General features: G+C 64.9%; 25 protein-coding genes. 14 read left to right on the top strand and 11 right to left on the bottom strand.

What is annotated here, in order from left to right:
* Window position 1 precedes the first annotated feature (1 nt).
* A complete protein-coding gene (locus FAX90_RS07585; protein WP_144096656.1) occupies window positions 2–838 on the bottom strand; it encodes a hypothetical protein in 837 nt (278 codons plus the stop codon).
* Between the two features lie 42 nt (window positions 839–880).
* Here FAX90_RS07585 and lipB point away from each other — a divergent pair, with 42 nt between their 5' ends.
* Genes lipB through FAX90_RS07570 form a run of 3 tightly spaced genes read left to right on the top strand, consistent with a single transcriptional unit; the run spans window position 881 to window position 2,824 of the window.
* Window positions 881–1,579: a lipoyl(octanoyl) transferase LipB gene (lipB, locus tag FAX90_RS07580; protein WP_144096655.1), complete on the top strand. Its 699-nt coding sequence runs from the start codon at window positions 881–883 to the stop codon at window positions 1,577–1,579.
* A complete protein-coding gene (locus tag FAX90_RS07575) occupies window positions 1,576–1,905 on the top strand; it encodes a hypothetical protein (RefSeq protein ID WP_144096654.1) in 330 nt (109 codons plus the stop codon). Before lipB ends, FAX90_RS07575 begins: the two co-directional genes overlap by 4 nt.
* Window positions 1,906–1,936: 31 nt before the next feature.
* Entirely contained in the window at window positions 1,937–2,824 is an 888-nt protein-coding gene (locus FAX90_RS07570; protein WP_240704767.1) for a DMT family transporter, read from the top strand.
* Here FAX90_RS07570 and FAX90_RS07565 read toward each other — a convergent pair.
* The 5 genes from FAX90_RS07565 to FAX90_RS07545 all read right to left on the bottom strand — a co-directional run bounded on the left by FAX90_RS07565 (window position 2,821) and on the right by FAX90_RS07545 (window position 7,818).
* A complete protein-coding gene (locus tag FAX90_RS07565) occupies window positions 2,821–4,158 on the bottom strand; it encodes a DUF2254 domain-containing protein (RefSeq protein WP_144096652.1) in 1,338 nt (445 codons plus the stop codon). The two genes, FAX90_RS07570 and FAX90_RS07565, sit on opposite strands and share 4 nt — an antisense overlap.
* A 57-nt stretch (window positions 4,159–4,215) precedes the next feature.
* Complete coding sequence (nadA, locus tag FAX90_RS07560) at window positions 4,216–5,199, bottom strand: quinolinate synthase NadA (RefSeq protein ID WP_144096651.1); 984 nt, start codon at window positions 5,197–5,199, stop codon at window positions 4,216–4,218.
* Window positions 5,200–5,270: 71 nt separating this feature from the next.
* Window positions 5,271–6,044: a hypothetical protein gene (locus tag FAX90_RS07555; protein ID WP_144096650.1), complete on the bottom strand. Its 774-nt coding sequence runs from the start codon at window positions 6,042–6,044 to the stop codon at window positions 5,271–5,273.
* A 97-nt stretch (window positions 6,045–6,141) separates the two neighbouring features.
* A complete protein-coding gene (locus FAX90_RS07550; protein WP_144096649.1) occupies window positions 6,142–7,014 on the bottom strand; it encodes an MBL fold metallo-hydrolase in 873 nt (290 codons plus the stop codon).
* A 42-nt stretch (window positions 7,015–7,056) separates the two neighbouring features.
* Window positions 7,057–7,818 carry a HesA/MoeB/ThiF family protein gene (locus tag FAX90_RS07545; protein ID WP_205700652.1) on the bottom strand — a complete coding sequence of 254 codons (762 nt, stop codon included), beginning with the start codon at window positions 7,816–7,818 and terminating at the stop codon, window positions 7,057–7,059.
* 293 nt (window positions 7,819–8,111) lie between these two features.
* Between FAX90_RS07545 and rpsT the strand changes: the two genes are divergently transcribed.
* The 8 genes from rpsT to dut all read left to right on the top strand — a co-directional run bounded on the left by rpsT (window position 8,112) and on the right by dut (window position 16,310).
* Window positions 8,112–8,375 (top strand): 30S ribosomal protein S20, encoded by a 264-nt coding sequence (gene rpsT / locus FAX90_RS07540; RefSeq protein WP_144096648.1) that lies wholly within the window; start codon window positions 8,112–8,114, stop codon window positions 8,373–8,375.
* Between the two features lie 512 nt (window positions 8,376–8,887).
* Entirely contained in the window at window positions 8,888–10,273 is a 1,386-nt protein-coding gene (gene dnaA / locus FAX90_RS07535) for a chromosomal replication initiator protein DnaA (protein ID WP_240704800.1), read from the top strand.
* A gap of 43 nt (window positions 10,274–10,316) precedes the next feature.
* Window positions 10,317–11,129, top strand: coding sequence for a bifunctional DNA-formamidopyrimidine glycosylase/DNA-(apurinic or apyrimidinic site) lyase (mutM, locus tag FAX90_RS07530; RefSeq protein WP_144096646.1), 813 nt, complete (start codon window positions 10,317–10,319; stop codon window positions 11,127–11,129).
* 62 nt (window positions 11,130–11,191) lie between these two features.
* Window positions 11,192–11,941, top strand: coding sequence for a class I SAM-dependent methyltransferase (locus FAX90_RS07525; RefSeq protein WP_144096645.1), 750 nt, complete (start codon window positions 11,192–11,194; stop codon window positions 11,939–11,941).
* A 10-nt stretch (window positions 11,942–11,951) separates the two neighbouring features.
* A complete protein-coding gene (ubiB, locus tag FAX90_RS07520) occupies window positions 11,952–13,511 on the top strand; it encodes a 2-polyprenylphenol 6-hydroxylase (protein WP_144096644.1) in 1,560 nt (519 codons plus the stop codon).
* Between the two features lie 39 nt (window positions 13,512–13,550).
* On the top strand, window positions 13,551–14,615 hold the full coding sequence (locus tag FAX90_RS07515; RefSeq protein WP_144096643.1) for a hypothetical protein: 1,065 nt from the start codon (window positions 13,551–13,553) through the stop codon (window positions 14,613–14,615).
* The gene (coaBC, locus tag FAX90_RS07510; RefSeq protein ID WP_144096909.1) at window positions 14,612–15,838 is read left to right on the top strand and encodes a bifunctional phosphopantothenoylcysteine decarboxylase/phosphopantothenate--cysteine ligase CoaBC; all 1,227 of its coding nucleotides are present in this window, start codon (window positions 14,612–14,614) and stop codon (window positions 15,836–15,838) included. The genes FAX90_RS07515 and coaBC overlap by 4 nt, the downstream gene beginning before the upstream one ends.
* The gene (gene dut, locus FAX90_RS07505) at window positions 15,825–16,310 is read left to right on the top strand and encodes a dUTP diphosphatase (RefSeq protein ID WP_144096642.1); all 486 of its coding nucleotides are present in this window, start codon (window positions 15,825–15,827) and stop codon (window positions 16,308–16,310) included. The genes coaBC and dut overlap by 14 nt, the downstream gene beginning before the upstream one ends.
* A gap of 78 nt (window positions 16,311–16,388) precedes the next feature.
* Here dut and FAX90_RS07500 read toward each other — a convergent pair whose 3' ends face one another.
* The 4 genes from FAX90_RS07500 to secB form a co-directional block, all read right to left on the bottom strand.
* The gene (locus tag FAX90_RS07500) at window positions 16,389–17,072 is read right to left on the bottom strand and encodes a DUF4136 domain-containing protein (RefSeq protein WP_144096641.1); all 684 of its coding nucleotides are present in this window, start codon (window positions 17,070–17,072) and stop codon (window positions 16,389–16,391) included.
* A 200-nt stretch (window positions 17,073–17,272) separates the two neighbouring features.
* Window positions 17,273–18,289: a tryptophan--tRNA ligase gene (trpS, locus tag FAX90_RS07495; protein ID WP_144096640.1), complete on the bottom strand. Its 1,017-nt coding sequence runs from the start codon at window positions 18,287–18,289 to the stop codon at window positions 17,273–17,275.
* Window positions 18,290–18,329: 40 nt separating this feature from the next.
* Window positions 18,330–19,898 (bottom strand): murein biosynthesis integral membrane protein MurJ, encoded by a 1,569-nt coding sequence (murJ, locus tag FAX90_RS07490; protein WP_144096639.1) that lies wholly within the window; start codon window positions 19,896–19,898, stop codon window positions 18,330–18,332.
* A 33-nt stretch (window positions 19,899–19,931) separates the two neighbouring features.
* Window positions 19,932–20,465, bottom strand: coding sequence for a protein-export chaperone SecB (gene secB / locus FAX90_RS07485; RefSeq protein ID WP_144096638.1), 534 nt, complete (start codon window positions 20,463–20,465; stop codon window positions 19,932–19,934).
* 278 nt (window positions 20,466–20,743) lie between these two features.
* On the opposite strand from secB, the gene FAX90_RS07480 reads away from it, so the two are divergent.
* From FAX90_RS07480 to FAX90_RS07470, 3 genes are read left to right on the top strand one after another with little or no spacing between them, the layout of a single operon-like run.
* A complete protein-coding gene (locus FAX90_RS07480) occupies window positions 20,744–21,424 on the top strand; it encodes a Tim44/TimA family putative adaptor protein (protein WP_144096637.1) in 681 nt (226 codons plus the stop codon).
* 10 nt (window positions 21,425–21,434) lie between these two features.
* Window positions 21,435–22,589 carry a murein transglycosylase A gene (mltA, locus tag FAX90_RS07475; RefSeq protein ID WP_144096636.1) on the top strand — a complete coding sequence of 385 codons (1,155 nt, stop codon included), beginning with the start codon at window positions 21,435–21,437 and terminating at the stop codon, window positions 22,587–22,589.
* Window positions 22,586–23,167 carry a Smr/MutS family protein gene (locus FAX90_RS07470; protein WP_144096635.1) on the top strand — a complete coding sequence of 194 codons (582 nt, stop codon included), beginning with the start codon at window positions 22,586–22,588 and terminating at the stop codon, window positions 23,165–23,167. The genes mltA and FAX90_RS07470 overlap by 4 nt, the downstream gene beginning before the upstream one ends.
* On the opposite strand, the gene FAX90_RS07465 is transcribed toward FAX90_RS07470, so the two are convergent.
* On the bottom strand, window positions 23,164–23,766 hold the full coding sequence (locus FAX90_RS07465) for a Pr6Pr family membrane protein (RefSeq protein WP_144096634.1): 603 nt from the start codon (window positions 23,764–23,766) through the stop codon (window positions 23,164–23,166). The genes FAX90_RS07470 and FAX90_RS07465 overlap by 4 nt on opposite strands.
* Window positions 23,767–23,854 lie beyond the last annotated feature (88 nt).

The raw sequence follows: 23,854 nt of genomic DNA, 5'->3' as shown, positions 1-23,854 counted from the left end.
ATCAGGTTGCCGCCAGCTGGCGGTAGCTTGCCGCGATGATCGCCGACCACGTGACCATCAGGATGGTGGACACGAACGCCTCGATCACGCCGACGATGCCCTGGCCGGTTTCCTGCCCCAGCGCCGCGATGAGGAGCGTGCCCGGCACCGCCGTCGTCACGATGGAGATGACGAGCGCGGCCAGCACGAACAGGATCACCATCATCAGGATGCGCGGCCCGCTGCCACTGGTCTGGGCCCATGCCTTTTTCAGTGCCTCGAACGGATTGCGTTCACGGCCCACCGAAATGACGGGGGCCAGCGTCAGGGTGCGCACGTTGATCCACAGCGCAACGGCCAGGATCGGGATCACGGCGACCGCAGCGGCGGCCTCTCCCATCGCCAAAGTGATCGGCAACAGGATCAGCAGCGCAAGGATGCCCATGCCCGCCACCAGGACCAGCGTCGCGCCGATATAAGGGGCAAGCGACTTCACGCCGGTGCGGATCGCATCGCGCACGACGGGCCGCCCCTGATCGCACAGCAGCACCATGAGCGTCAGCATACCCGCCGCCTGCACGACGGCAACGCCCAGCACCAGTGGCCACCAGACCGCGAAGATGTCCATCGCCGCCTGAGTCGCGGCCTCTTCCTCAAGGCCTTGCGGTACATCGGGCAGCAGCATGCCCAGCAGCATTTGCGGCACGAGGAAAAACAGGCCGCCCAGCACCAGCAGCATCTCGCGGTTCTTGCCGATCAACTTCATAGCCGCGCTCCACGCGGCAGAGGCGTCGAACCGGGGCGGAATCGGCCCGCCGTTGCCGGGCAAACCGGGCCCATCGCTTTCGATCTTCGTCATGGGCCTTGATTGGCACGACGTTTGCCGCCACGCAACGTGGCGATGACAGTTGATAACACGCACTTTCCCCTGATCGAGGGCGTCGAGTGGCGGCGGGAGAGCACGCTCGTGCCCTATCGCGATGCGCTTGCCGCGATGCAGGACCGCAATGCCGCGATCCACGCGGGCGAGGCGGACGAGCTTGTCTGGCTGCTTGAACATCCGCCGGTCTACACCGCGGGCACCAGCGCGAAGGAAAAGGACCTGCTCGACCCGCGCTTCGACGTGGTGGAGGCGGGCCGCGGCGGTGAGTTCACCTATCACGGGCCGGGCCAGCGCATCGGCTATGTCCTCGTGAACCTTGGCAACCGGGCGCGCGACGTGCGCGGATATGTTCATGCGATCGAAGGCTGGGTGATCGACTCGCTGGCCGATTTCGGGGTGGAGGCATGGCGCGCCGAAGGGCGCATCGGCATCTGGACCCGCGACATCGACGGACGGGAGGCGAAGATCGGCGCGATCGGCGTGCGCGTGCGCAAGTGGGTCACGATGCACGGCTTTTCGGTCAACCTGTCGCCCGACCTGTCGCATTTCACCGGCATCGTGCCGTGCGGGATCAGCGAATATGGCGTGACGAGCATGGCCCGCCTCGGGCATGAGGTCAGCGCGGATCAGTGGGACGCCGCGCTTGCGCGGCATGCCCCGGCCTTTTTCGCCAAGCTGGAATCGGCGTGCCCCACGCAAGGAACACCAACGCAATGATTACCGACATGAAGCCTGCAGCCTTTCGCACCCTTGTCGCCATCGGCCTTGCAACCGCGCTTGCGGCTTGCGGTTCGGACAGCGCGGCCCCTGTCGACGACAACCGGGAAGCGGGCGGCGAAGTGCTGCAAGGCACGATCACCGACGACATGATCCCGCTCGACCAGCTCAAGAGCCGGGGCCAGTCGGCCGATGCGGAAGGCGATTCCGAAGGGGATGGCGGAGACGCGGCGGATAACGGTGCCGGGAACGAAACCGAGGCTGCCGACGCCGCAGGCGAATCGCCCGACGAGGCGGCAGGCGGGGACGAAGCCCCCAGCCAGTGACCGGAATGTGATCGGAAGGATCGCAGCTCCCGTGACAGACGATGCACCGCGCGCCGGCCCGTGGCGGCTGGGCCTGCTGCTGTGCGGGAATGCGGCGCTGGCCACCGGGCCGCTGCTGGTGCGGCTGGCCGATACGGGGCCGGTCGCGGCGGGGTTCTGGCGGCTGACGCTGGCGCTTCCGGTGATCCTCGTGCTTGGCTGGCGGGGATGGGAAAAAGGCAGCTTCGGGCGCACCGGCATCTGGTTCGCCATCGCGGCGGGCGTGTTCTTCGCGCTCGACATTGCGGCCTGGCACATCGGGATCGAACGCACGCGGCTGGGTAATGCGGCGGTGTTCGGCAATTCGGGCAGTGTCATCCTCGTCATCTGGGGCCTGATCGCCGCACGCCGCATGCCGCTGCGCGCGGAACTGGCCGCCATCGCCGCCGCCCTGTGCGGGGCGGCCCTGTTGATGGGCGGTTCGCTGGAGATCGGGTCGGAAAACCTCGTCGGAGACTTGTTCGCCCTGCTCGCCGGGATTCTTTATGCGATCTACATCCTGCTGCTGCGCCACATTCGCGGGCGGGTCGGATCGTGGAGCCTGCTGTCGGTGTCTGTACTGGCGGGTGTGCCGGTGCTGTTCGCCATCGCCTATGGCCTTGGCGAAAGGATTGTGCCCGGCAACTGGACCCCGCTTGTGATGCTCTCGCTGCTCAGCCAGATCGTGGGGCAGGGCGTGTTGATCTGGGCGCTGTTCTGGTTCCGCCCGCTGGTCATCGGCCTTGCCCTGCTGACCCAGCCTGCGATAGCTGCCCTTACCGGGTGGATCGCCTTTTCCGAAACGTTGTCTGCCGGGGACGTGCTGGGCATGGTGCTGATGGCCGCCGCCCTGGTGCTGGCGCGGATCGAGGGGCCAAGGGCCGGTCCGGCGCGGCCCTAGGCGGGCGTGTAGCGCGGAACGACAGACTGGAACTCGCGGTGCCGGTCGTGCACTTCGGACAGGTCCGGCCCTTTGAGGTTCGTGGCGCACTGGTCCATCAGCCGGTCGCCCTCTGACCGCAGCACGCCGACGCGTTCGGCACCGGTGACGGCGCTCGCACAGTCCTGAAGCACGTCGAACATCGCGAGGGTCGCCTTGGGGCTGGTCGCTACCGCGGATCGCGCCGCGCCGAAGCCGTGTGCGACGTAGTCGGCGAAATCGGAATGAAGCGGATAGACGCGCCGCTTGTCGTGCTTGTCCATGTCGTTGGGCGACACGTGGAGTTCGCGCCGTCCCAGTTCCGCCGTCGCCGCGCCCAGCCAGTGCAGCGCGGTCATCGCGGTAAAGGGATCGTTGATCCCCGGCGACAGGGCACGCAGCGCGATCTCGACCAGCTCGTCGATCAGGAAACGCAAGTCCTGTTGCGGCGTGCGCAGCCCGGTCAGGACGAAACAGTTGCGGATCGCATCGGCGCAGCCATCGTCGCAAGCATTGTCGCTGAACTTGGCCAGCGGGATCAGCGGATGGACGAAATCACCGGCTTCCTGCATCAGGACGATACGTCCCTCGAACTTCTTCGCGGCATCTTCCAGCCCGTCGAAATCGATCACCTCAATATAGCCGCTGCGCCCCGCGGTGACGGGCATGCCTTCGGGCAGTTCGTCCTCGTCTCTGCCGTTGCCTTCCTTGGGAAAGCGGTCCGTGATTTGCGCGATCAGGCGGCGGCCGATGTTTTCCAGCACCTTGTTGATGCGGATCTTCGAGGGAATATGGTTTAGGAAGAAGACCAGCACCGCGACCGAAATCAGCATCATCGCGGTCGCCACCAGCAGCGACAACTGCGGCACGAAACCGGGAATATCGCTGGCCAGCGCGCCTTTCAAAGTGCTCGCCTGTTCGTCTTCGTGCCGCACGACGCGCAAGACCATGATGGCATAGACGAACGTGCCGATGAACGTGGCGAGCGAAAGCTGGTTGCCGCGGTCTTCCATGAAATTGGTCAGCAGGCGCGGACCATAAGTGCCGCTGGCATAGGCGACGGCGGCGATCGTGATCGAAAAGACGGTCGCGGCCACGCCGATCATTGATCCGGCGATGACCTGCAGCATCGTTGTCGCACCGCTCGGCCGCGCAGGCGCCAGCACATCGCTGTTCGAAAGCCAGTCCGACGCACCGTTGCGATCGAGCCAGATGGTGAAGAGCGAGAGGAAGAACGCAATGATGCAGAACGTCGCCGGCCAGAACCAGTAGCTGGCGTTGATACGGTTCCAGATTGTCAGAAGTCGCGCGGTCATAGCGGCATCAACGCGCGGGAGCAGGGTTGGTGCCTAGTCGCTGTGGCCCCGCTCACGTCACGCCCGGCCGAGGTCGCCCTTGCCGATCGTGCCCGATGCCATCTCGATCATCTTGTCGAGGCTCTGCTTCGCCTTCAGGCGAAGGCCTTCCTCGATCTCGATGCGTGGTTCCAGGTCGCGCAGCGCGATGTAGAGCTTCTCCATCGTGTTGAGCGCCATGTACGGGCAGATGTTGCAGTTGCAGTTGCCGTCCGCACCGGGCGCGCCAATGAAGGTCTTTTCGGGCAGCGCCTTTTCCATCTGGTGGATGATGTGCGGTTCTGTCGCGACGATCAGCTTGTCGCCGGGCATCGTCTTTGCGAACTGCAGGATGCCGCTGGTCGACCCGACGTAATCGGCATGGTCGATGATGTGCGGCGGGCATTCCGGGTGCGCGGCAACCGGCGCTTCGGGGTGCTGCTCCTTAAGCTTTAGCAGCTCGGTCTCGGAAAAAGCTTCGTGCACGATGCATACGCCCGGCCAGAGCAGCATGTCGCGGTTGAACTTGCGGTTGAGATAGCCGCCAAGGTGCCGGTCGGGGCCGAAGATGATCGGCTGGTCTTCCGGGATCTGCGCCAGGATCGTTTCCGCGCTGGAGGACGTGACGATCACGTCGGACAGGGCCTTAACCTCTGTCGAGCAGTTGATGTAGGTCAGCGCGATGTGATCGGGATGCGCTTCGCGGAAAGCCTTGAACTTTTCGGGCGGGCAGCTGTCTTCGAGGCTGCACCCGGCGTCCATGTCGGGCAGGACCACGATCTTTTCCGGCGACAGGATCTTGGCGGTGTCGGCCATGAACTTCACGCCGCAAAAGGCGATGACGTCGGCATCGGTGGCTGCGGCCTTTTTCGACAGTTCCAGCGAATCGCCGACGAAATCGGCCAGGTCCTGAAGCTCGGGCTTCTGGTAATAGTGCGCCAGGATGACCGCGTTGCGTTCCTTGCGAAGCTTCTCGATCTCCTCGCGAAGGTCGAGGCCGGTGAGGTTTTCGTGCGCGGTCATTCAGCGTTCTCCATTCCTGCGCCTGCAGATGGCCTCAGCAGGGTTGGAGTTCAAGCGAATACATCGAGATTTTACAGCGAGAAACCCGGCGGCAGGAACGCCTCCATCGGTCTTTCCCCGCCCGGCGTGCCGGCAACCAGCTGTTCGACGATGCCGATGCCGAACCCGCTCATCGCCACGAGGTCGGCAACGATCTGCGAGGCTACGATCGCGCCCACGCCCCACCACCACGCGGGATGGACATGGCCCAGCTTTGCCTTGTCGCGGATCATCCCGGCAACCGGGAAGGCGAGCACGACCATCACCATGACGTGCCATGCATAGGGAATCAGCAGCGGCAGCGGCAGCAGCCGTCCAAAGCCCGGATTGGACAGCAGTGCAAAGCCGCACAGCATCAGGCGCCGGTGCCAGCCGGTGTGACGCCGCGCGCGAAGCCCGGCAAAGGTCAGGCCCGCAAAGCACAGCACCTCGGTAAGGTTGGAGAAGAAGAACACGTTCTGGGCAAAGAAGAAGGGCCCGCCCGTGCGCTGCATGACGACGAACATCAGATAGATCGCCGCCGCAACCATCAACGGCACCCAAACGATGCTGACCATGCCCAGCGTGCGGTGCAGGCCGACCTGGTTCTTCGTGATCAGCACATTCTGCGTGAAGAACAGCACGACCCAGGTGAAGAAGATGACCGCGTGAAGATGATAGGGCAGCGGCACCGCGAACGTGGACCGGCCCATGCCGAGGTTGACCGAAAATCCCGCGACTATGGCCACGGTGATGATGGTGGTCAGGATCAGGAAAAAGCGGCGTTCGCCATCCGCCTTTTCGGGTGTTTCGAATGTTGTGGCCACGTTGCCCCCCTGTTTCGTCGTCCCCGGCCGACAGATTAGCCGTTCGGAAGAGGGAGGCAACTGCTATCAGATTGCCATCGACGGATGGGGCAGGCTGTCAGGCAAGGCCCCAGCCTTCGCCGGTGTCCTGCACCACGTCGCGGCTTTCGAGATCGAGGAGATGGGCCAGAACCGACTGCCCCGCCGCGGGCACCAGCCGGGGATCGAGACCGACGTACATCTTGGCCACCATGTCGGGGATCGTCGCGGGGCCGTCCGACAGGTGCTTCAATATCTGCCGCTCGCGCTGGCGGCGGTGGCCGATCATCCCGCGTACCAGTTGTCTTGGCTTTTCGACGGCGGGGCCGTGCGCGGGGTAATAGATGCGATCTTCGCGTTCGTAGATCTTTTCCATCGAGGCCATGTAATCGGCCATGTTGCCATCGGGCGGTACGACGACCGTGGTGGACCAGCCCATGATGTGATCGCCGGTGAACAGCGCGCCGGTTTCCTCCAGCTCGAAGCACAAGTGGTTCGAGGTATGGCCCGGCGTGGCGACGGCGGTCAGCGTCCAGCCTTCGCCCGAAATGCTCTCGGCGTCCTGCAGCACGCGGTCCGGCGCATATGTCTGGTCGAACGGGGCGTCGGCGCGTGGGATGTCGCTTTCGATGACCAGCGGCGCGCAGCCGATGACCGGGGCGCCGGTCACTGCTCGCAGCGGATCGGCGGCGGGCGAGTGATCGCGGTGGGTGTGCGTGCACACGATCGCGGTCACTTTCGCATCGCCAATCGCGGCGACGAGGGCGGCGATGTGGTCCGGATCGTCCGGGCCGGGATCGATGACGGCGACCTCGGCCTCTGTGCCGACAAGATAAGTCTGCGTGCCGGTATAAGTGAAGGGCGAGGGATTGGGCGCGAGCACGCGGCGCACCAGCGGCTCCAGCTGTTCGACCAGGCCGGTCGGCATCTCGATTTCAGGCTTGTCCGTCATGTCAGGGATATGGGGCGTGTGGTCCGATGTGTCGAGCCGCGCCTAAGAGCACGCCTTGCAGGCCGGGTCCTTGGCGACATTGATCGTGCGCATTGCCGGTTTCAGCCCCTCGATCAGGACGAGCTTGCCCCACTGCGGGTCGCCCAGCGTAGATACGCCGTCCAGCAGCACGCGCAGGCCCTGCATCACGCCCATCGTCGCCGCCATGCCGACGAACGCACCCAGCACGCCCTGTTCGGCGCAAGTGTCGCAGTCGTCCGCATCAAAGGCATCGCCGACCCAGCAGCGATAACAGGCCTGGTCGTCGCGGTGCCCGGCGAAGTTCGCGACCTGTCCCTGAAAGCGGCCCACGGCCACGCTGGTCAGCGGCACGCCTTCGGCCACGCAGGCGTCGGAGACTGCAAGGCGCGTGGCAAAGTTGTCGCAACCGTCCAGAACGAGGTCGGCCCCGGTCACAGCGGCGCGGGCATTTTCGGCATCGACCCGCCGGTCGATCGCGGTCACCTCGATCGCGGGATCGAAGGCGCGGACCCAGGAGGCCGCCTGCGCTGCTTTCGATACGCCGATGTCGTCGTGGGTGAAGATCGTCTGGCGCTGCAGGTTGCTGAGGTCGACCCGGTCCGAATCGATCACGGTCAGTTTCCCGACGCCCGCCGCCGCCATGTACTGGATCGCGGGCGAACCGACGCCACCCGCACCGATCAGCACGACATGCGATGCGGCAAGGCGCGCCTGGCCCGCGCCGCCGATTTCGGGAAGGACGATATGGCGGGCAAAACGCTCAAGCCTGTCGGATTCCAGCATGGGGCGTGCCTTGCCCTTGCGCGGCGCCTTGGGCAAGGGGGATCGAGGGCACGAGGCGGGCATCCGGGCAATGCGCCAGCGTTGTGGTTCAGTTTGCTTGACGATTCGCCCTTCGCTCGCTATGCGCCGCGCTTTCTTGCGGGATTGTGCCGATAAGGCTGCGCTCCTGCACGGGATTTTAGCACCCGAATCGGTCCTGCTACGCTGCTTGTCGGCGCAGGGCCTGCGCGGGAAGCACGAACAGGTTGAACAGTAATTCGCCGCAACTGGACGCGGCAGCATAAGGATCGAGCATGGCCAATACGCCGCAAGCCCGCAAGCGCATCCGCCGCAATGAGCGTCGCGCCGAAATCAACGGCAACCGCATGAGCCGTATCCGCACTTTCGTGAAGCAGGTCGAGACTGCAATCGAAAGCGGCGACAAGGACGCGGCCAAGACCGCGCTGAGCAACGCGCAGCCCGAACTGGCTCGCGGCGTCGCACGCGGCGTGATGCACAAGAACACCGCGTCGCGGAAGCTTTCGCGACTCACCAAGCGCGTCGCCGCGCTGGGCTGAACCTGACGGGCGATTCGGGCGACCTGCAACGGCAGGATGCCCGGCCACGGGTACGAAAAGGGCCGACCGGGTTTCCGGCGGCCCTTTTTGTTGCGCTGCAGCATTTGCCGCCGATCATGCTGCGATTGCGGTAAACCCTAGGATAACCCGCGATTCGGAAAGCGCAGATTGCGAAAATCGAACCTTTTCAGTGACTTGAAAGAGGACTGAAGGCTTTCTGCGGGCTTGGCCGAGTCAAGCGCCATTATTTCATTTTTTTTACGCCACAACCCTTGCCGGTACGCCATCCACAGCCCTACAAAATGAGTCGTCGGGCATTGGTCGTGACCGGCATCATGAAACAGCGCGAATAAGTCTCCTGCCGAAGGGGGTTCGGCGGACGACGCTCGGCTTTTGTCTGGCGTCGGGAGACCTATATGAGTGGTATGGACGGAGGCAATGGACGCATGACACGGACGGGGGGTTTCGGCTCGCTTGCTGGGCGTACGCCACATAAGGACAAGGCGGGCGAGATGTTCGAGGAAGAACGTGAGGCATTGGCAGCGGATTGGTCGGATATCTGCACCGGCCTGAAAAAGGATCTTGGACACCAGCTTTACACGCAGTGGATTCGCCCGATCGAACTGGGCTCGTTCTGCCAGGAAACCGGTACGCTGGATCTTTTCCTGCCGACCGAATTTTCCGCCAACTGGGTCAACGATCGGTTTTCCGATCGCCTGTCGCTGGCGTGGAAGATCGCGCGCAGCGAAGTGCGCAACGTCCGCGTTTCGGTCCACCCCGGTCGCCGCAAGATGGTCGACCTGCGCGTCGGTCCGGCAGCGGCCAACGATCACGTTCCCCCGCCGAGCCCGGTCGAGGCCATCACCGAGATGGGTTCGGCAGGCCTCGATCCCTCGCTGACGTTCACCACGTTCGTGACCGGTGAAGGCAATGTGCTGGCCTACAACGCGGCACAGCGTATGGCCGCCACCGAAGCTCCGCAGTTCTCGCCGCTCTACCTCAAGGCCGCGACCGGCCAGGGCAAGACGCACCTTCTGCACGCGATCGGCCACCAGTTTGCCGCCGCCAAGGCCGGCGCGCGCATCTTCTACTGTTCGGCCGAACGGTTCATGGTCGAATTCGTCCAGGCCCTGCGCCAGAACCAGATGATCGAGTTCAAGGCGCGCCTGCGCGGCTTCGACATGCTTCTGGTCGACGACATCCAGTTCATCATCGGCAAGGCTTCCGCACAGGAAGAACTGCTCTACACGATCGATGCCCTGCTTCAGGAAGGCAAGCGCCTCGCCTTTGCCGCCGACCGTGCGCCCCAGGCCCTGGACGGTGTCGAACCACGCCTGCTTTCGCGCCTGTCGATGGGTCTTGTCGCGGACATTCAGCCTGCCGACATCGATCTGCGCCGCAAGATTCTCGAACATCGCCTCGCGCGCTTCACTTCGAACGACGTGCCCGGCGACGTGATCGAATTCCTGGCCCGCACCATCAGCCGCAACGTGCGCGAACTGGTCGGCGGCCTGAACAAGCTGATCGCCTATGCCCAGCTCACCGGTCAGCCGGTGTCGCTGCAACTGGCCGAGGAACAGCTGACCGACATCCTGTCGGCCAACCGCCGCCGCATCACCATCGACGAGATTCAGCGTACGGTCTGCCAGTTCTACCGGCTCGACCGCAGCGAAATGGCGTCTAAGCGCCGCGCCCGCGCGGTCGTGCGTCCGCGTCAGGTGGCGATGTATCTCGCCAAAGTGCTGACCCCGCGTTCGTACCCCGAAATCGGGCGCAAGTTCGGCGGGCGCGATCACTCCACCGTGATCCACGCGGTGCGCCTGATCGAAGACCTGCGCACCCGCGATGCCGACATGGACGGCGACGTGCGCAGCCTTCTGCGCCAGTTGGAAAGCTGAGACCCCTTTCGGGCATCCCGCCGCGTTCCCATATTGCCGCGCGATGCCCGAATTACCCGAAGTCGAAACAACCGTACGCGGTCTTGCCCGATATCTTGAGGGCGAGACCGTTTCGCGGGTTCAGCTCAACCGCCCGGACCTGCGCCGCCCGTTCCCGCCCGAACTGGTCCAGATGATGACCGGCGCGCGGGTCGAAAGGCTGGGCCGCCGCGCGAAATACGGGCTTGTCGATCTCGATCGCGGGCAGACGATGATCTTCCACCTTGGCATGAGCGGGCGCTGGCGGATCGATCCCGAAGAACTAGGCAAACACGATCACCTCGTGCTGGAAACGAAGGCGGGGCACGTCCTCGCGCTCAACGACGCGCGCCGGTTCGGTTCGGTCGATCTTTGGGAGACGGCTGATCTCGACGGTTTCGGCCCTTTCGCCGACATGGGGCCGGAACCGCTGGGCGAAGGCTTGACGGCGCGCCACCTGGCCGATGCCTTTGCGGGCCGTATCTCGCCGATAAAAGTGCTTCTGCTCGATCAGCGGATCGTGGCGGGCCTCGGCAATATCTACGTTTGCGAAGCCCTGCACCGCGCCGGGATCCGGCCGGACAAGGCGGGCGGCAAGGTCAGTTATGCCAAGCTGAAGCTGCTGGTCCCCGCGATCCGCGAGGTGCTTCTCGAATCGATCGCGGCGGGGGGATCGTCGATGCGCGATTATGCCAAGCCCGATGGCGAACTCGGCTATTTCGCGACGCAGTGGCAGGTTTACGGGCGCGAGGGGCAGCCGTGCCATTGCGGCGGCACCGTCGAACGCGTGGTGCAGGGCGGGCGCAGCACCTTTTTCTGCCGCCGCTGCCAACGCTAGGAACCGGCTTGCGGTCCACAAGTTGCTTTTCCTGAAGGCCATCCGGCCCTAGAGGCTGTCACATGAACGAAGCTGCAAATTCGCGCGACACTGTTTCCTTCGGTTACGAGGAAGTGGACCCGCAGGAAAAGACCCGCCGCGTCGGCGACGTCTTCTCGTCCGTCGCTGCCAAGTACGACGTGATGAACGACGCGATGTCGGGCGGGATGCACCGCCTTTGGAAGGACCGTTTCGTGCGCCGGGTGAAACCGCGTGCCGGCGAACAGATCCTCGACATGGCGGGCGGCACCGGCGACATCGCCTTTCGCATGGAAGCGCGCGGCGCGCAGATAACCGTATCCGACATCAACCAGGACATGCTTGACGTCGGCCTCGACCGCGCGGTGAAGCGCGGGATCGACACGCTGGTCTGGTCGCGCCAGAACGCAGAGGAACTGACTTTCGCGGACAAGTCGTTCGATGCCTATACCATCGCGTTCGGCATCCGGAACGTGACCCGCATCGACAAGGCATTGGCAGAGGCATATCGCGTCCTGCGCCGGGGCGGTCGGTTCTACTGCCTCGAATTTTCGACCACCGAATGGCCGGGCTTCAAGGAAGTCTACGATACCTATTCGCACAAGCTGGTGCCGAAGATCGGACAGGCGATCGCGGGCGATGCCGATTCCTATCGCTACCTGATCGAATCGATCCGCCGCTTCCCGACGATGCCGGAATTCGAGAAAATGATCCGCGAGGCCGGTTTCACGCAGACGAAGGTAGAGCCGATCATGGGCGGGCTGGTCGCGATCCATTCCGGCTGGAAGGTCTGAAGCCCGCTTCATGACCCGCCATTCGACGCATATCTTCCGGCTCTTGAAATGGGGGCGCATCCTTGCCCGCCACGGCGCGCTGCGCCCGATCGAGCAGAACCCGAACACGCCGCCACAAGTCCGCCGCCTGTGCAAGTTTGCGCGGTTGGGCACGGTGCAGCCTCGGGAACCCGATTTCGCCGGAGCCTTCCGCGCCATCGGTCCGGCCGCCATCAAGCTGGGCCAGACATTGGCGACCCGCCCCGACATCGTGGGCGAAGACGCGGCGCGCAACCTGCTATCATTGCAGGACTCGCTGCCGCCGGTGGATTTTTCCGAAATCGCCAAGGCGATCGAAGGCAGCTTCGAACGCCCGCTGGACCGGCTCTATGCCGAGATCGACCCCGTGCCGGTCGGCGCAGCCTCCATCGCGCAAGTCCACAAGGCGGTGACGACCGATGGGCGGACCGTGGCGGTAAAGGTCCTGCGCCCCGGCATCCGCGAACAGTTCGCCCGCGATATCGAAACCTACGAATGGGCCGCCGCGCATCTTGAGGCCATGGGCGGAGAGGCAAAGCGCCTGCGCCCGCGGCTCGTCATCGCCAATTTCAAACGCTGGACCCTGCGCGAACTGGACCTTCGGCGCGAGGCGGCGTCCGCATCCGAACTGGCGGAAGTGATGCATGCCATTCCCGGTTACTGTATCCCTTCGGTCGACTGGGACCGCACCAACGGGCGCGTGCTGACGATCGAGTGGATCGACGGCATCAAGATTTCGAATCACGAGGCCCTGTCAGAGGCGGGGCACGATCTGCCCTCCATCGCGCAGCGGCTGGTTCTGGCGTTCCTGCGCCAGGCGATCAGCGCCGGTTTCTTCCATGCCGACATGCACCAGGGGAACCTGTTCGTGCGGGGCGACGGGACGATCGTGGCCATCGATTTCGGCATCATGGGCCGTATCGACCGGCGGGCGCGGGCGTGGCTGGCGGAGATTCTCTACGGGTTGACGACGGGCAACTATCGCCGCGTCGCCGAAATCCATTTCGAGGCGCAATATGTGCCGAGCTATCACAACGTCGACGAGTTCGCGACGGCCCTGCGCGCGGTGGGCGAACCCATGCGCGGCAAGCCGGTCAGCGAATTGTCGGTTGGCCAGATGCTCGACGGGCTTTTCGCCATTACCCGTGATTTCGACATGCAGACGCAGCCGCACCTGCTGCTGCTGCAAAAGACGATGGTCATGGTCGAAGGGATCGCGACGCAGCTCGATCCGTCGATCAACCTGTGGGACACCGCCGCGCCCTATGTGCGCGAATGGATTCGCGACGAACTGGGGCCGGAGGCCGCGATTGCCGATCGCATTCGCACCGATACCGAAACGCTGCTGCGCATCCCCGACCTCATCCGCAGGATCGAAGACCGCTTCCCGGCCAAGGGCGGCGCCCCCGAACCGCCGCCGTTGACTGACATCGAGCTGATCTGGGAACGCAAGGAACGCGCCGAAGGCGAAAGCATCCTGCCCTATCTGCTCTCCGCCTTACTGGGTGCGGGCGCCGTCTATGGCGCGATGCTGGCAGGCCTTCTGGGATAGCGCGGCTTGCGGGGGGCATCGGCAGGACTGGCGGCATTTTTGGGGGACGGCCCGCTGCGCCGTCTGCCGCGCATGGCCGCGATGGGGCTTACCGTCATCCTTGCCGCATTGATCGCGCTTTCCGCTTTGCCCACGCAGCCCGAAGGCTCTGCGCCCAAGCAGTCGGTTTCGCAGGGCCAGGCCATCGGTGACGATGCGCTCTATCGCTTGATCGCGGCCCGCGTCGCATCGGGTGAGGACTACTACCAGGCCGTCGCTGCGGAACATCGTGCCAACAGTTACCCGCTCAAACCCTTTTTCACGGTGCGGCAGCCCGCGCTGGCGTGGGCATACGCGCTCGTCGGGCCAAAGGGGCTTCAGATCGGCCTGCTTGCCCTGTTCATCGCCTGTGCCGTGGCGCTGCCCAAGACGCTGGCCCGCACGTCGGGCGAGGGCATCGGCGTGCTTGCCATGGTGCTGGCCGTTGCCGTCGTCGCGGCGGGGCCGGGGGTGATGTTCCATGATTTGTGGGCAGGCGTCCTGCTGACACTGGCCCTTGCGCTGCGCCGCCCGGATCGCATCTGGCCGTCGTTGCTCTGCGCACTGGCCGCCTTGCTGATCCGCGAAACCGCGCTTCCCGCGGTGCTGCTTTGGGCGGGGCTCGCGCTCGTCACGCGGCGCTGGCGCGAACTCGGTGGGGTGGTCGCGGTGCTGGTGATCTTTGCCGTGGCGCTCACCCTTCATGCCAATGCCGTGGCGGCGGTGACGACTGCCGCCGATCCTTCATCGCAGGGATGGTCCGGTTTTGCCGGTCCCGCGCTGTTCGTGGCGGGTATTCGCCAGTCCACCGCGCTCTATTTCCTGCCTCTATGGCTGGCCGGGCCGATCGTCGTTCTGGCGCTGTTCGGTTTTCTGGCGCGGGGCAGTGCGGCGGGCATCTATGCCTTCGTCTGGCTGGTCGGGCTGGCCGCGATGATGGCGCTCTTCGCCCGACCGGAGAACTGGTACTGGGCGACGCTTGGCCTGCCGTTGACACTGGCCGGGCTGGCCCTGGTGCCGCGGGGGCTTGCCGATCTGGGCTCGGCCTTGCGGGGGCGGGGCGAAACGTCCATGGAATCGGCCTGATGGCGAAGAAGATACTCCTTATCGTCGGCGGCGGTATCGCGGCCTACAAATCGTGCGAACTCGTGCGCATGATCCACAAAGACGGGGGAGAGGTCACTTGCGTGTTGACCGAGGGGGGCGCGAAATTCGTGACTGCCATGACGCTTGCGGCGCTCAGTGAAAATGCAGTTCACACCACGCTCTGGGACCTGAAGAACGAAGCGGAGATGGGTCATATCCAGCTCAGCCGAGAGGCCGACCTTGTCGTCGTCTGTCCGGCAACGGCGGATCTTCTGGCGCGCATGGCGGCGGGCGTTGCCGACGACATGGCAACGACGCTGCTGCTCGCCACCGACAAGCCGGTCTTGGCGGTGCCCGCGATGAACGTGAAGATGTGGGAGCATCCCGCCACCCGCCGTAACGTCGCGCGCCTGCGCGAAGACGGCGTGACGGTGATGGAGCCGGATGAAGGCGCGATGGCCTGCGGCGAATTCGGCCCCGGCCGCTTGCCCGAGCCTGAAGCGATCATGGCCGCGATCCGCAATTTCGGCGGGGCCGATCCGCTGTCGGGCCAGCCCGATTTCGCGGGCGAGACGCACCGCGATCTTTATGGCAAGCACGTCCTCGTCACCGCCGGGCCGACGCACGAGCCGATCGATCCGGTCCGCTATATCGCCAACCGGTCTAGCGGGAAGCAGGGCTTTGCCATTGCCGCTGCCGCTGCGGCGGCAGGTGCACGGGTCACGCTGGTCGCCGGGCCGGTGAACCTGGAAACGCCGCAGGGGGTGGACCGTGTCGACGTCGAATCGGCGCGCGAAATGCTGGCCGCGGCAGAAGCGGCGCTGCCTGCCGATGTCGCCGTGATGGTCGCCGCCGTTGCCGACTGGCGCGCGGCGGATAGGGCGCAGCAGAAGATCAAGAAAGACGGATCGGGCGAAGTGCCGCCGCTGGCGCTGACCGAGAACCCCGACATTCTGGCAACGCTGGGCAAATCGCCGCAGCGACCCGGCCTGCTGATCGGCTTTGCCGCAGAGACCGAGAACGTTGTCGCCCACGCCGCTGCCAAGCGCGAACGCAAGGGCGCGGACTGGATCGTCGCCAACGATGTGTCGGGCGACGTGATGGGCGGCGATGCCAACACCGTTCACATCGTGACCAAAGACGGCACGACCAGCCTTGAGACAATGCCCAAGGCCCGCGTCGCAGCCGCATTGATAGACAGGATTGCCGATGAAATCGCATGAACGCGTCCCCGTTCCGGTCAAGCGGCTGGAAGGCAACGACGACCTGCCGCTGCCCAGTTATGCCACCGAGGGCGCGGCGGGCATGGACGTCGTGTCGAGCGAGGAGCGTATCCTGAACCCCGGCGATCGCGCCGCGGTGGCGACCGGCCTCGCCGTGGCAATTCCCGAGGGGTACGAAATCCAGATCCGCCCGCGTTCGGGACTTGCGCTAAAGCACGGGATCACGGTGCCCAATACGCCGGGCACGATCGATTCCGACTATCGCGGCGAGCTGAAGGTCATCCTGATCAACCACGGGCTGGAGCCCTACAAGATCAGGCGCGGCGATCGTATCGCGCAGGCGGTGTTAAGCCCGGTGGTTCGGGCGAGCTGGCTGGAAGTACACGAACTGGACGAAACCGCGCGCGGCGAGGGCGGATTCGGATCGACGGGCTTCGGCGCGGCGGAAGTGGAGCCGATCCGCAAGGGTTGAGCCACACCCGGACAAGAAAAAGCCGGACGCCCATGTCAGGTGCGCCCGGCTTTTAATTTTCAGACGTTCGGCGCGTCGTCAGTCGACGACCTTCACCTTCTTCTCGCGGTCTTCCGGTGCGATCGAGATGCGCAGCGTCTCACCCGAATGGCCGGGGAAATCGGTGAACATCGCGTCGACCAGGTTCGGCACGAGATACTGCAGGCGGTTCGAGCGCGAGACCGCTTCGGCCTTGCCTTCAAACAGGCGTTCGCCATCCGCGCGGCGTTCGATCTTCATGTCGATGCCGCTGGTGTAGATGGTGTAGCTGCGCACGTCCGGGCCGCTGTCGAAGAACGGGTCGTACCAGCCATAGCCCCATGCCGAGCGGCGGTAGCTGAACGGGCGATAGTAGCCGTAACCGCGATACCACGGATCATAAAACGGGTCGCGGCGCGCAAATCCGGTGGTGACCACCTTTTCGCGGCCATTGTCGACGCCATAGTCGAAACGGACCAGAAGGTCGGCGTTTTCGGGCGCGGCCTGCGTGTAGCCGAGCTGCGCCATCTCCGCCTCGACATAGTCGGCGTACTGCGCGAATTCGAGACCGCCGGCCATCGCCGGATCTTCGGCCACGACCGCGAAAGTCTGGCCCTGCGGTGCCGGCAGCTGCGTCTGGAAACGCGAGACGTCGGCGTTGAACGGGGTTGCGCAAGCGGCGAGCCCGGCCATCAGCAGGGGTGCTGCGGCAAATTTCAGCGCGCGTTTGGCGTTGAACTTCATTTCAAGACCTCCAAAAAAATCACGTGCCGAACCGCGTTCCAACGGACCCGAATCGATTGCAGCAATCCGGGCAGGGCATCGCATAATATGCACGCCTTATGGCTCTTTGGCCATGAACCGGATTTGAACATCGCGCTTAACATTTGTGCTAAACGCAATGCATCTGAGGGGTTTACCGCGTTAACGGCGCAAAAGAGCGCTCAGCGCAGCAGGCCGAGCGCCTCATACGTCCTGGAAAGCGTGTCTGCCGCCGCATCGCGCGCCTTCGCGGCACCGGTGGCAAGCTGGCGGTCAAGCTCGGGCACGTCCTGTCTCAGCTCGTTGAAACGCTCGCTGATCGGGCGCAGCGTTTCGACCAGAAGTTCGCCCAGCGCGGGCTTGAACTTGCCGAAGCCTTCGCCGCCATATTCGCCCAGCACCTCGGCCACCGACTGGCCAGAAAGCGCCCCGTAGATCGCGACGAGGTTCTTCGCCTCGGCCCGGCCTTCCAGGCCCGCTTCTTCGCTGGGCAGCGGTTCGGGGTCGGTCTTGGCCTTCTTGATCTTCTTCATCACCGTGTCGGCATCGTCCGACAGGTTGACGCGGCTCATTTCCGACGGGTCCGACTTGCTCATTTTCGCAGTGCCGTCGCGCAAGCTCATGATGCGGGCGGCCTCTGGCGGGATGAAGGGGTCGGGAAGGGTGAAGACGGGGGCGTCCTCTTCACAGAAGTCGTTGTTGAACTTCTGCGCGATGTCGCGGGCGAGTTCGAGGTGCTGCTTCTGATCGTCGCCAACCGGAACGTGCGTCGCCTGGTAAAGCAGGACGTCGGCGGCCTGAAGCACCGGGTAGGTGAACAGCGCGACGCTGGCCCCTTCGCGGTTCTTGCCCGACTTGTCCTTGAACTGGGTCATGCGGTTCAGCCAGCCCATGCGGGCCGTGCCGTTCAGCAGCCACTGCAGTTCGGAGTGGGCGGGCACTTGCGCCTGATTGAACAGGACCGACTTTGCCGTGTCGACACCGCAGGCCAGCAGCGCTGCGGCCATTTCGCGAGTATTCGCGGTCAATTCCGCCGGGACGTGCGGCATCGAAATCGCGTGAAGGTCGGCGAGGAAGAAAAAGCACTCGCCCCCGGTTTCGGCGACATCGTCCTGCATGCGCACCCAGTTGCGGATCGCGCCGAGGTAATTGCCGAGGTGGAGATTGCCGGTGGGCTGGATGCCCGAAACGATGCGCATGAAAGAAACCCGTTACTGTCTGTGTGTCGGCGTTATGCCGTTACCCTTGGCGGCGGACCAGTCGTTCGATGGTCGATCGGTCCAGAACACGCAAGGCCCAAGCCGAAATCAGGAAGATGACCGCGCCTGCAAGCATGAGCGATATGACCGCAATCGCACGTTCCCCGGTGGAGCCGGCGAAGTACTCCTCGCCAAACGGCATCGCGAACCACAGGGCGACCCCCATGATCGCCGCGGCCGCCACGATCCGCGCAATGCGCCCGGCAACCAGCGGGGTGAGGTGATAGTAGCCTTTCGTTGAGAGGATCACGTAAAGCAGGACCGTGTTGGTCCAGGCCCCGACTGAACCCGACACGGCAAGGCCCAGCACGCCAAGGCGCGGGACCAGCATCAAGTTCAGGCCCACCGTCACGGCAAGGCCCACTGCCGCGGTGAAGACCGGGGTCTTGGTATCCTTGCGCGCAAAGAAATTGGGCGTCAGCACTTTCACCAGCACATAGGCCGGAAGACCCAGCACGAGGCCCGAGACGACCGTCCCGGTGACCAGCGCGTCTTCGAGCGTGAAGGCGCCGCCGACATAGAACACGCGGGTAAAGGCGCTTCCCGTCACGAACAGCGCGACGGCGGCGGGCACGGTCAGCAGCATGGCCAGTTCGACCGCGTTCGATTGCAGGCGGAATGCGCCGTCGGCCTCTCCGCGACCGAGAAACCGCGACAGGGCCGGCAGGATCGCGGTCGACAGCGCAATGCCGATGATGCCCAGCGGCAGCTGGTTCCAGCGGTCCGCCATGGCGAGATAGGTATAGCTGCCGTCGGGCAGGGTGGAGAGGAAAAACAGGTCGATGAAGCGGCTGATCTGGTAAACGCCCGCGCCGAATACGGCCGGTACGACAAGTCGGCCCAGTTCCTTCACCCCGCCGGTAATGCGCGGTCGCCCCAGCGACAGGCGAAAGCCCGCGCGGTGCATCCAGAAGCCCAGCCACAACAATTGCAGCAGGCCAGCGGCCGACACCGCGATCGCCAGCCAGAACCCGGTTGCCTGGCGCGTCGCCTCGCTATCGGGCAGGATCGCGCCATAGGTCAGCGCGGCGAGCAGGCAGATGTTGAGCAGGATCGGCGCGGCGGCCGCGGCGGCGAAGCGCGACAGGCTGTTCAGGATCGAGGCGCATAACGTCGCCAGGCTCATGAACAAAAGATAGGGAAATGTGATCCGCGCCATCGTCACGGCCAGCGGGAAATTCTGCGGGTCGGCCTCAAGATCCGCGGTCGCGAAAAGCCCCATGACCCACGGCATGAAGATGAGGAACAGCGCGCCGAACACGATCAGCATCGGCAGCAGGACAGCCAGCACCTCGTTCGCGAAGCGGCGGGCCTCGGTCGTGTCCTCGTCCTTCATCCGCCGGTTGAACAGCGGCACGAAGGCCTGCGCGAAAGCGCCCTCGGCAAAGAGGCGGCGGAAAATGTTGGGAAGCTGGAACGCCAATTGCCAGGCATCGGCAACGCCGCCCGCGCCCAGGACGCGGGCCAGCATGACGTCGCGCACGAAACCGAAGACGCGGCTGACCATCGTCAGCGCGCCTATGGTTCCCACGTTCTTGAGCAGGCTCATGCGCCCCCTCGGCCTCTCAGCCGCTTGGCCCGATCAGGCCTCGCCCGTCGGGGCGGCTGCGGGGTTTTCGCCCTGGGCCTGGCGCTGCTGAAGCTGCTGGATGTAGATACCCTGGAAATCGATGGGATCGAGCAGCATCGGCGGGAAGCCTGCGTCGCGGACCGCGTCGCCGACGATGCGACGGGCAAACGGGAACAGGATGCGCGGCGCTTCGGCGTAAAGGAACATGTGCCCCTGTTCGGCCGGTACATTGCGCATGCCGATCAGACCGGCATACTCCAGATCGACGATGTAGAGCGTGCCTTCATCGGCCTTGGCCGTGACGGTGATCTTCAGGACGACTTCGTGAACCTCGCCCTCAACCGGGACCGAGTTGATGTTGAACTGCACATCGACGTTGGGCTGGCCCGGAAACTGGTAGGATTTCGGCGCGTTCGGATTTTCGACCGAGAGATCCTTGATGTATTGCGAGATCAGGCCGATCGCGGGCTGGTTGTCCGCACCGTTGGGCTGGTTCGCGTCGGCGTTTCCGCCAAGATCGGTGATGATGTTGCCTTCGTCGGCCATGATGTCTTTCACTTTATGGAAATAGAGAAAACCGTGCGAGCAGCGGGTGTCGAGGACCGATGAAGGCCCCGCCCGCGCATGACGGGGCAAGTAGCACCGGCGCTGCCGCCCCGCAACCGGGCTCGCGGTGCCAAAGGGGCCGGACGCGCCGGGATGCGGTTGGTGGGATCAACTGGGCCCTTCGACGGTTGTCGAATTGTGTTTCCTCCCTATTTGGGGCAAGTTCACATTTTATCGCCATAATGGCGTCACACGCACGAAAATCGGGACGGGTCCCAGTGATTATTGAAATCGTCATCCTCGCCATGATTGCCGCTTTCCTGGGGCTGCGCCTCTATTCGGTGCTCGGCCGCCGGGCGGAGCATGAGGAAGAAACGCTGATGGGCCACTTGCCGCGTGCCGCCGAACCGCGACAGCCCGCGTCCGGCGAACGTCCCGGTGATGGCGCACCGGCGCGCACCGTCGAAGGCGCGGCCGCGCTCGACCGCGCGCTGATCGGCGTTCCCGCAGGGGCTCACCGCGCCGTTCGCGAAATCGCCGCCGCCGACCGTCGCTTTACCCCGATGGCTTTCATCGAAGGTGCGAAGGCCGCATACGGCATGATCCTCGACGCCTTCTGGAAGGGTGACAAGGAAACGCTGAGCCAGCTTTGCGACGACGACGTCTATGCCAGCTTTTCCGCTGCGATCGACGCACGCGAAGAAGCGGGCGAGGTGGTCGAAAACCGCCTGATCCGCATTAACGAGGCCGAGATCACCAGCGCCGATTACGATTCGCCGATGGCGCGCATCACCGTTCGCTTTTCCGCCGACATCGCCGCGATGACGAAGGACAAGGACGGGAACATGATCGCCGGTTCGCTCGACGATGCGGTCGAAAGCCACGACGTGTGGACTTTCAGCCGCAAGGTCACCGCGATGCGGCCCGACTGGCTGCTCGACGAAACCGACGAAGGCTGATCCTCCTGCCATGGTGAACTGGGCGCGCCGGATCGCGATCCTTTCCGGCGTGGCCGCTCTTGCCGCCTGCGCCGCGCCGCAGCCCCCCGAAGAAGCGCCGCCGCCGCCGGAACCGACCAACGCGGTCGAGGCAGGGCTGACCCCCGGCCCGGCGATCGAGACGTTGCCGCTTTCGAGCGACGATGCAGAGGCCGCGCGCCTTTCCTTTATCGAATCGTGCCCGAAACTGCTCGCGCGCAACGACAATAGCGGGATCGCGGCGTTCTGGACGCCGGCCTGCGAAGCCGCGCCCAGGTGGGGCGGCGATCCGGCGGGATTCTTCGGCGCCTATTTCGAAACCGCACGGATCGGCACGGGTGAGGCGTTCCTCACCGGCTATTTCGAACCGCAAATTGCGGGCGTACGCGAGAAGCGCGAAGGCTATGACGTCGCGGTCTATGGTATGCCGGGCGACCTGATCCGCGATCCGAACTATGCCGGCGAAGGGCGCGGGCCATTGGGCCGCGTGAACGCCGACGGCGAATTCGTGCCCTATTACGAACGGGCCGAGATCGTCGCCGGTGCGCTGAATGGCCCCGGTCCGTCGCAAGCGCCGGTGATCGGCTGGGCGAAAGACCCGATCGATTTTTTCTTCCTGCAGATTCAGGGATCGGGCCAGCTTATCGGTCCCGACGGCGAAGTGCTGCGCATCGGCTATGCGGGGCAGAACGGGCGCGAATATGTCGCCATCGGTCGCACATTGCGCGAACGCGGCGTCTTTGCGCCGGGCGAGGCGACGATGCAGGGGATCGTCGACTGGCTCCACGCAAATCCCGATCAGGCCGACGAGGTGATGAACGGCAACAAGTCGTGGGTCTTCTTCAAGGAGCTGAACGGCGATGGGCCATTGGGTGCACTGGGCGTTCCGGTGCGTGCGCATGCCAGCGTTGCCGCCGATCCGCGCTTCGTGCCGCTGGGCGCGCCGGTCTTTATCGATGCGGCCGAGGACGTGGCCGACGGACTGTGGATCGCGCAGGATACCGGCGGCGCGATCAAGGGTGCGAACCGGTTCGATACGTTCTGGGGCGCAGGCGCGCAGGCCAAGGCGATCGCGGGCGGCATGAGCAGCGATGCCAGCGCACTGGTATTCCTGCCGAAGGGAACGCTGGCGCGGATCGCGCGATGAAACCGCCCCGCCCCCGCACGCCCGAAGGGTTGAGCGAGGAAGAAGCCGCGCTCTGGGCCAAGGTTGCCGCGACCGTGACCCCGCTACAGGAGCGGATGACCCGCCCCGCGCCGGTCCCGGTCAAGCCCGCGCCGATTACGGTAACCCCGCCAAAGAAGGTGAAAGGCCGCGTGCCTGCCCCGCGTCCGGCCCCGCCGCCGCCACCGGCCCCCGCGCCTGTGCCGGGCCTCGATTCGCATTGGGATCGGCGGCTTTCGGGGCGGATGCTTCAGCCGGACTTCACGCTCGACCTGCACGGCCACACGCTTGACCAGGCGCACCGGCGGCTGGACATGGGGCTGGCGCAGGCCAAGGCGATGGGCGCGCGTGTCGTGCTGCTCGTCACCGGCAGGCCGCGTCCGGTTGAATCCGCGGACAGGAGCGAGCGGCGCGGCGCGATCCGGGCCAAGGTTCTCGACTGGCTGGCGGCGGGGCCGCACGGATCGGACATCGCGGCGGTCCGCAACGCGCAGCGGCGGCACGGCGGCGAAGGGGCGCTCTACCTCGTGCTCAGAAGGTCGCGGCAGGACCGGATCTAGCGCCTGACTTTGGCAATCCCGACGAAGACAGCGCCGACGATCAGGAATATCGCGGCCAGCGCCGCGACGTTGATCGCCAGCATCGGCCAACCGATCGCCGCCACGTCCAGAAACGGATAGGGGTATTCGCCCGTCACCGCCCCGCGCACCAGGGCATAGGCGGTATAGACAACAGGCCACGGCAGCACCCAGGCCAGATCGCGCCACACGATACCCGGCGTGCCGCCGAAAGCGATCCACCACAGCACGGTCAGCGCGGGGATCACGGTGTGGAACCCCTGATTGGTCACGGCACCGAGCCCGCTGAAAGTCTGCAGGTCGGCCAGGACCGCGTGGAACACCATCGCAACCATCGCGATGGCGGTGACCAGCGCCAGCATCAGCCGGTGCCCCGGCATGCGGCCCAGCGCCATGCGCGCCATGACGATGACCACGGCGCCATTGGTCAGGATCGTGAAATAGCGCGATAGTGCCGTGAAAGCGCCGATCAGCGATCCGTTGTTTTCGACACTCAGCACGATCTGCAGCGCGAAATTGGCGATGCCGATAACGGCGATGGTGCCAGCCGCGATGCGGGCTGCGGGGATGATGCGGTTCATGAGCTGCATGGTCTAACGCGCGGGCCGAAAATGGAAAGGGCGGGACCGGCCCGCGCCGATCCCGCCCCATTCTTGTCGCTTGAGAAAG

The organism is Croceicoccus sediminis (assembly GCF_007570835.1).
Classification (GTDB): domain Bacteria; phylum Pseudomonadota; class Alphaproteobacteria; order Sphingomonadales; family Sphingomonadaceae; genus Croceicoccus; species Croceicoccus sediminis.
This window is presented reverse-complemented; position numbering and strand designations above follow the sequence as displayed.

Bases quoted from the DNA above. Each gene is read 5' to 3' on its own strand.
- FAX90_RS07585 (WP_144096656.1), bottom strand. From the start codon at position 838: ATGACGAAGATCGAAAGCGATGGGCCCGGTTTGCCCGGCAACGGCGGG.
- lipB (WP_144096655.1), top strand. From the start codon at position 881: ATGACAGTTGATAACACGCACTTTCCCCTGATCGAGGGCGTCGAGTGG.
- FAX90_RS07575 (WP_144096654.1), top strand. From the start codon at position 1,576: ATGATTACCGACATGAAGCCTGCAGCCTTTCGCACCCTTGTCGCCATC.
- FAX90_RS07565 (WP_144096652.1), bottom strand. From the start codon at position 4,158: ATGACCGCGCGACTTCTGACAATCTGGAACCGTATCAACGCCAGCTAC.
- nadA (WP_144096651.1), bottom strand. From the start codon at position 5,199: ATGACCGCGCACGAAAACCTCACCGGCCTCGACCTTCGCGAGGAGATC.
- FAX90_RS07550 (WP_144096649.1), bottom strand. From the start codon at position 7,014: ATGACGGACAAGCCTGAAATCGAGATGCCGACCGGCCTGGTCGAACAG.
- FAX90_RS07545 (WP_205700652.1), bottom strand. From the start codon at position 7,818: ATGCTGGAATCCGACAGGCTTGAGCGTTTTGCCCGCCATATCGTCCTT.
- rpsT (WP_144096648.1), top strand. From the start codon at position 8,112: ATGGCCAATACGCCGCAAGCCCGCAAGCGCATCCGCCGCAATGAGCGT.
- dnaA (WP_240704800.1), top strand. From the start codon at position 8,888: ATGTTCGAGGAAGAACGTGAGGCATTGGCAGCGGATTGGTCGGATATC.
- mutM (WP_144096646.1), top strand. From the start codon at position 10,317: ATGCCCGAATTACCCGAAGTCGAAACAACCGTACGCGGTCTTGCCCGA.
- FAX90_RS07525 (WP_144096645.1), top strand. From the start codon at position 11,192: ATGAACGAAGCTGCAAATTCGCGCGACACTGTTTCCTTCGGTTACGAG.
- ubiB (WP_144096644.1), top strand. From the start codon at position 11,952: ATGACCCGCCATTCGACGCATATCTTCCGGCTCTTGAAATGGGGGCGC.
- dut (WP_144096642.1), top strand. From the start codon at position 15,825: ATGAAATCGCATGAACGCGTCCCCGTTCCGGTCAAGCGGCTGGAAGGC.
- FAX90_RS07500 (WP_144096641.1), bottom strand. From the start codon at position 17,072: ATGAAGTTCAACGCCAAACGCGCGCTGAAATTTGCCGCAGCACCCCTG.
- trpS (WP_144096640.1), bottom strand. From the start codon at position 18,289: ATGCGCATCGTTTCGGGCATCCAGCCCACCGGCAATCTCCACCTCGGC.
- murJ (WP_144096639.1), bottom strand. From the start codon at position 19,898: ATGAGCCTGCTCAAGAACGTGGGAACCATAGGCGCGCTGACGATGGTC.
- secB (WP_144096638.1), bottom strand. From the start codon at position 20,465: ATGGCCGACGAAGGCAACATCATCACCGATCTTGGCGGAAACGCCGAC.
- mltA (WP_144096636.1), top strand. From the start codon at position 21,435: ATGGTGAACTGGGCGCGCCGGATCGCGATCCTTTCCGGCGTGGCCGCT.
- FAX90_RS07470 (WP_144096635.1), top strand. From the start codon at position 22,586: ATGAAACCGCCCCGCCCCCGCACGCCCGAAGGGTTGAGCGAGGAAGAA.
- FAX90_RS07465 (WP_144096634.1), bottom strand. From the start codon at position 23,766: ATGAACCGCATCATCCCCGCAGCCCGCATCGCGGCTGGCACCATCGCC.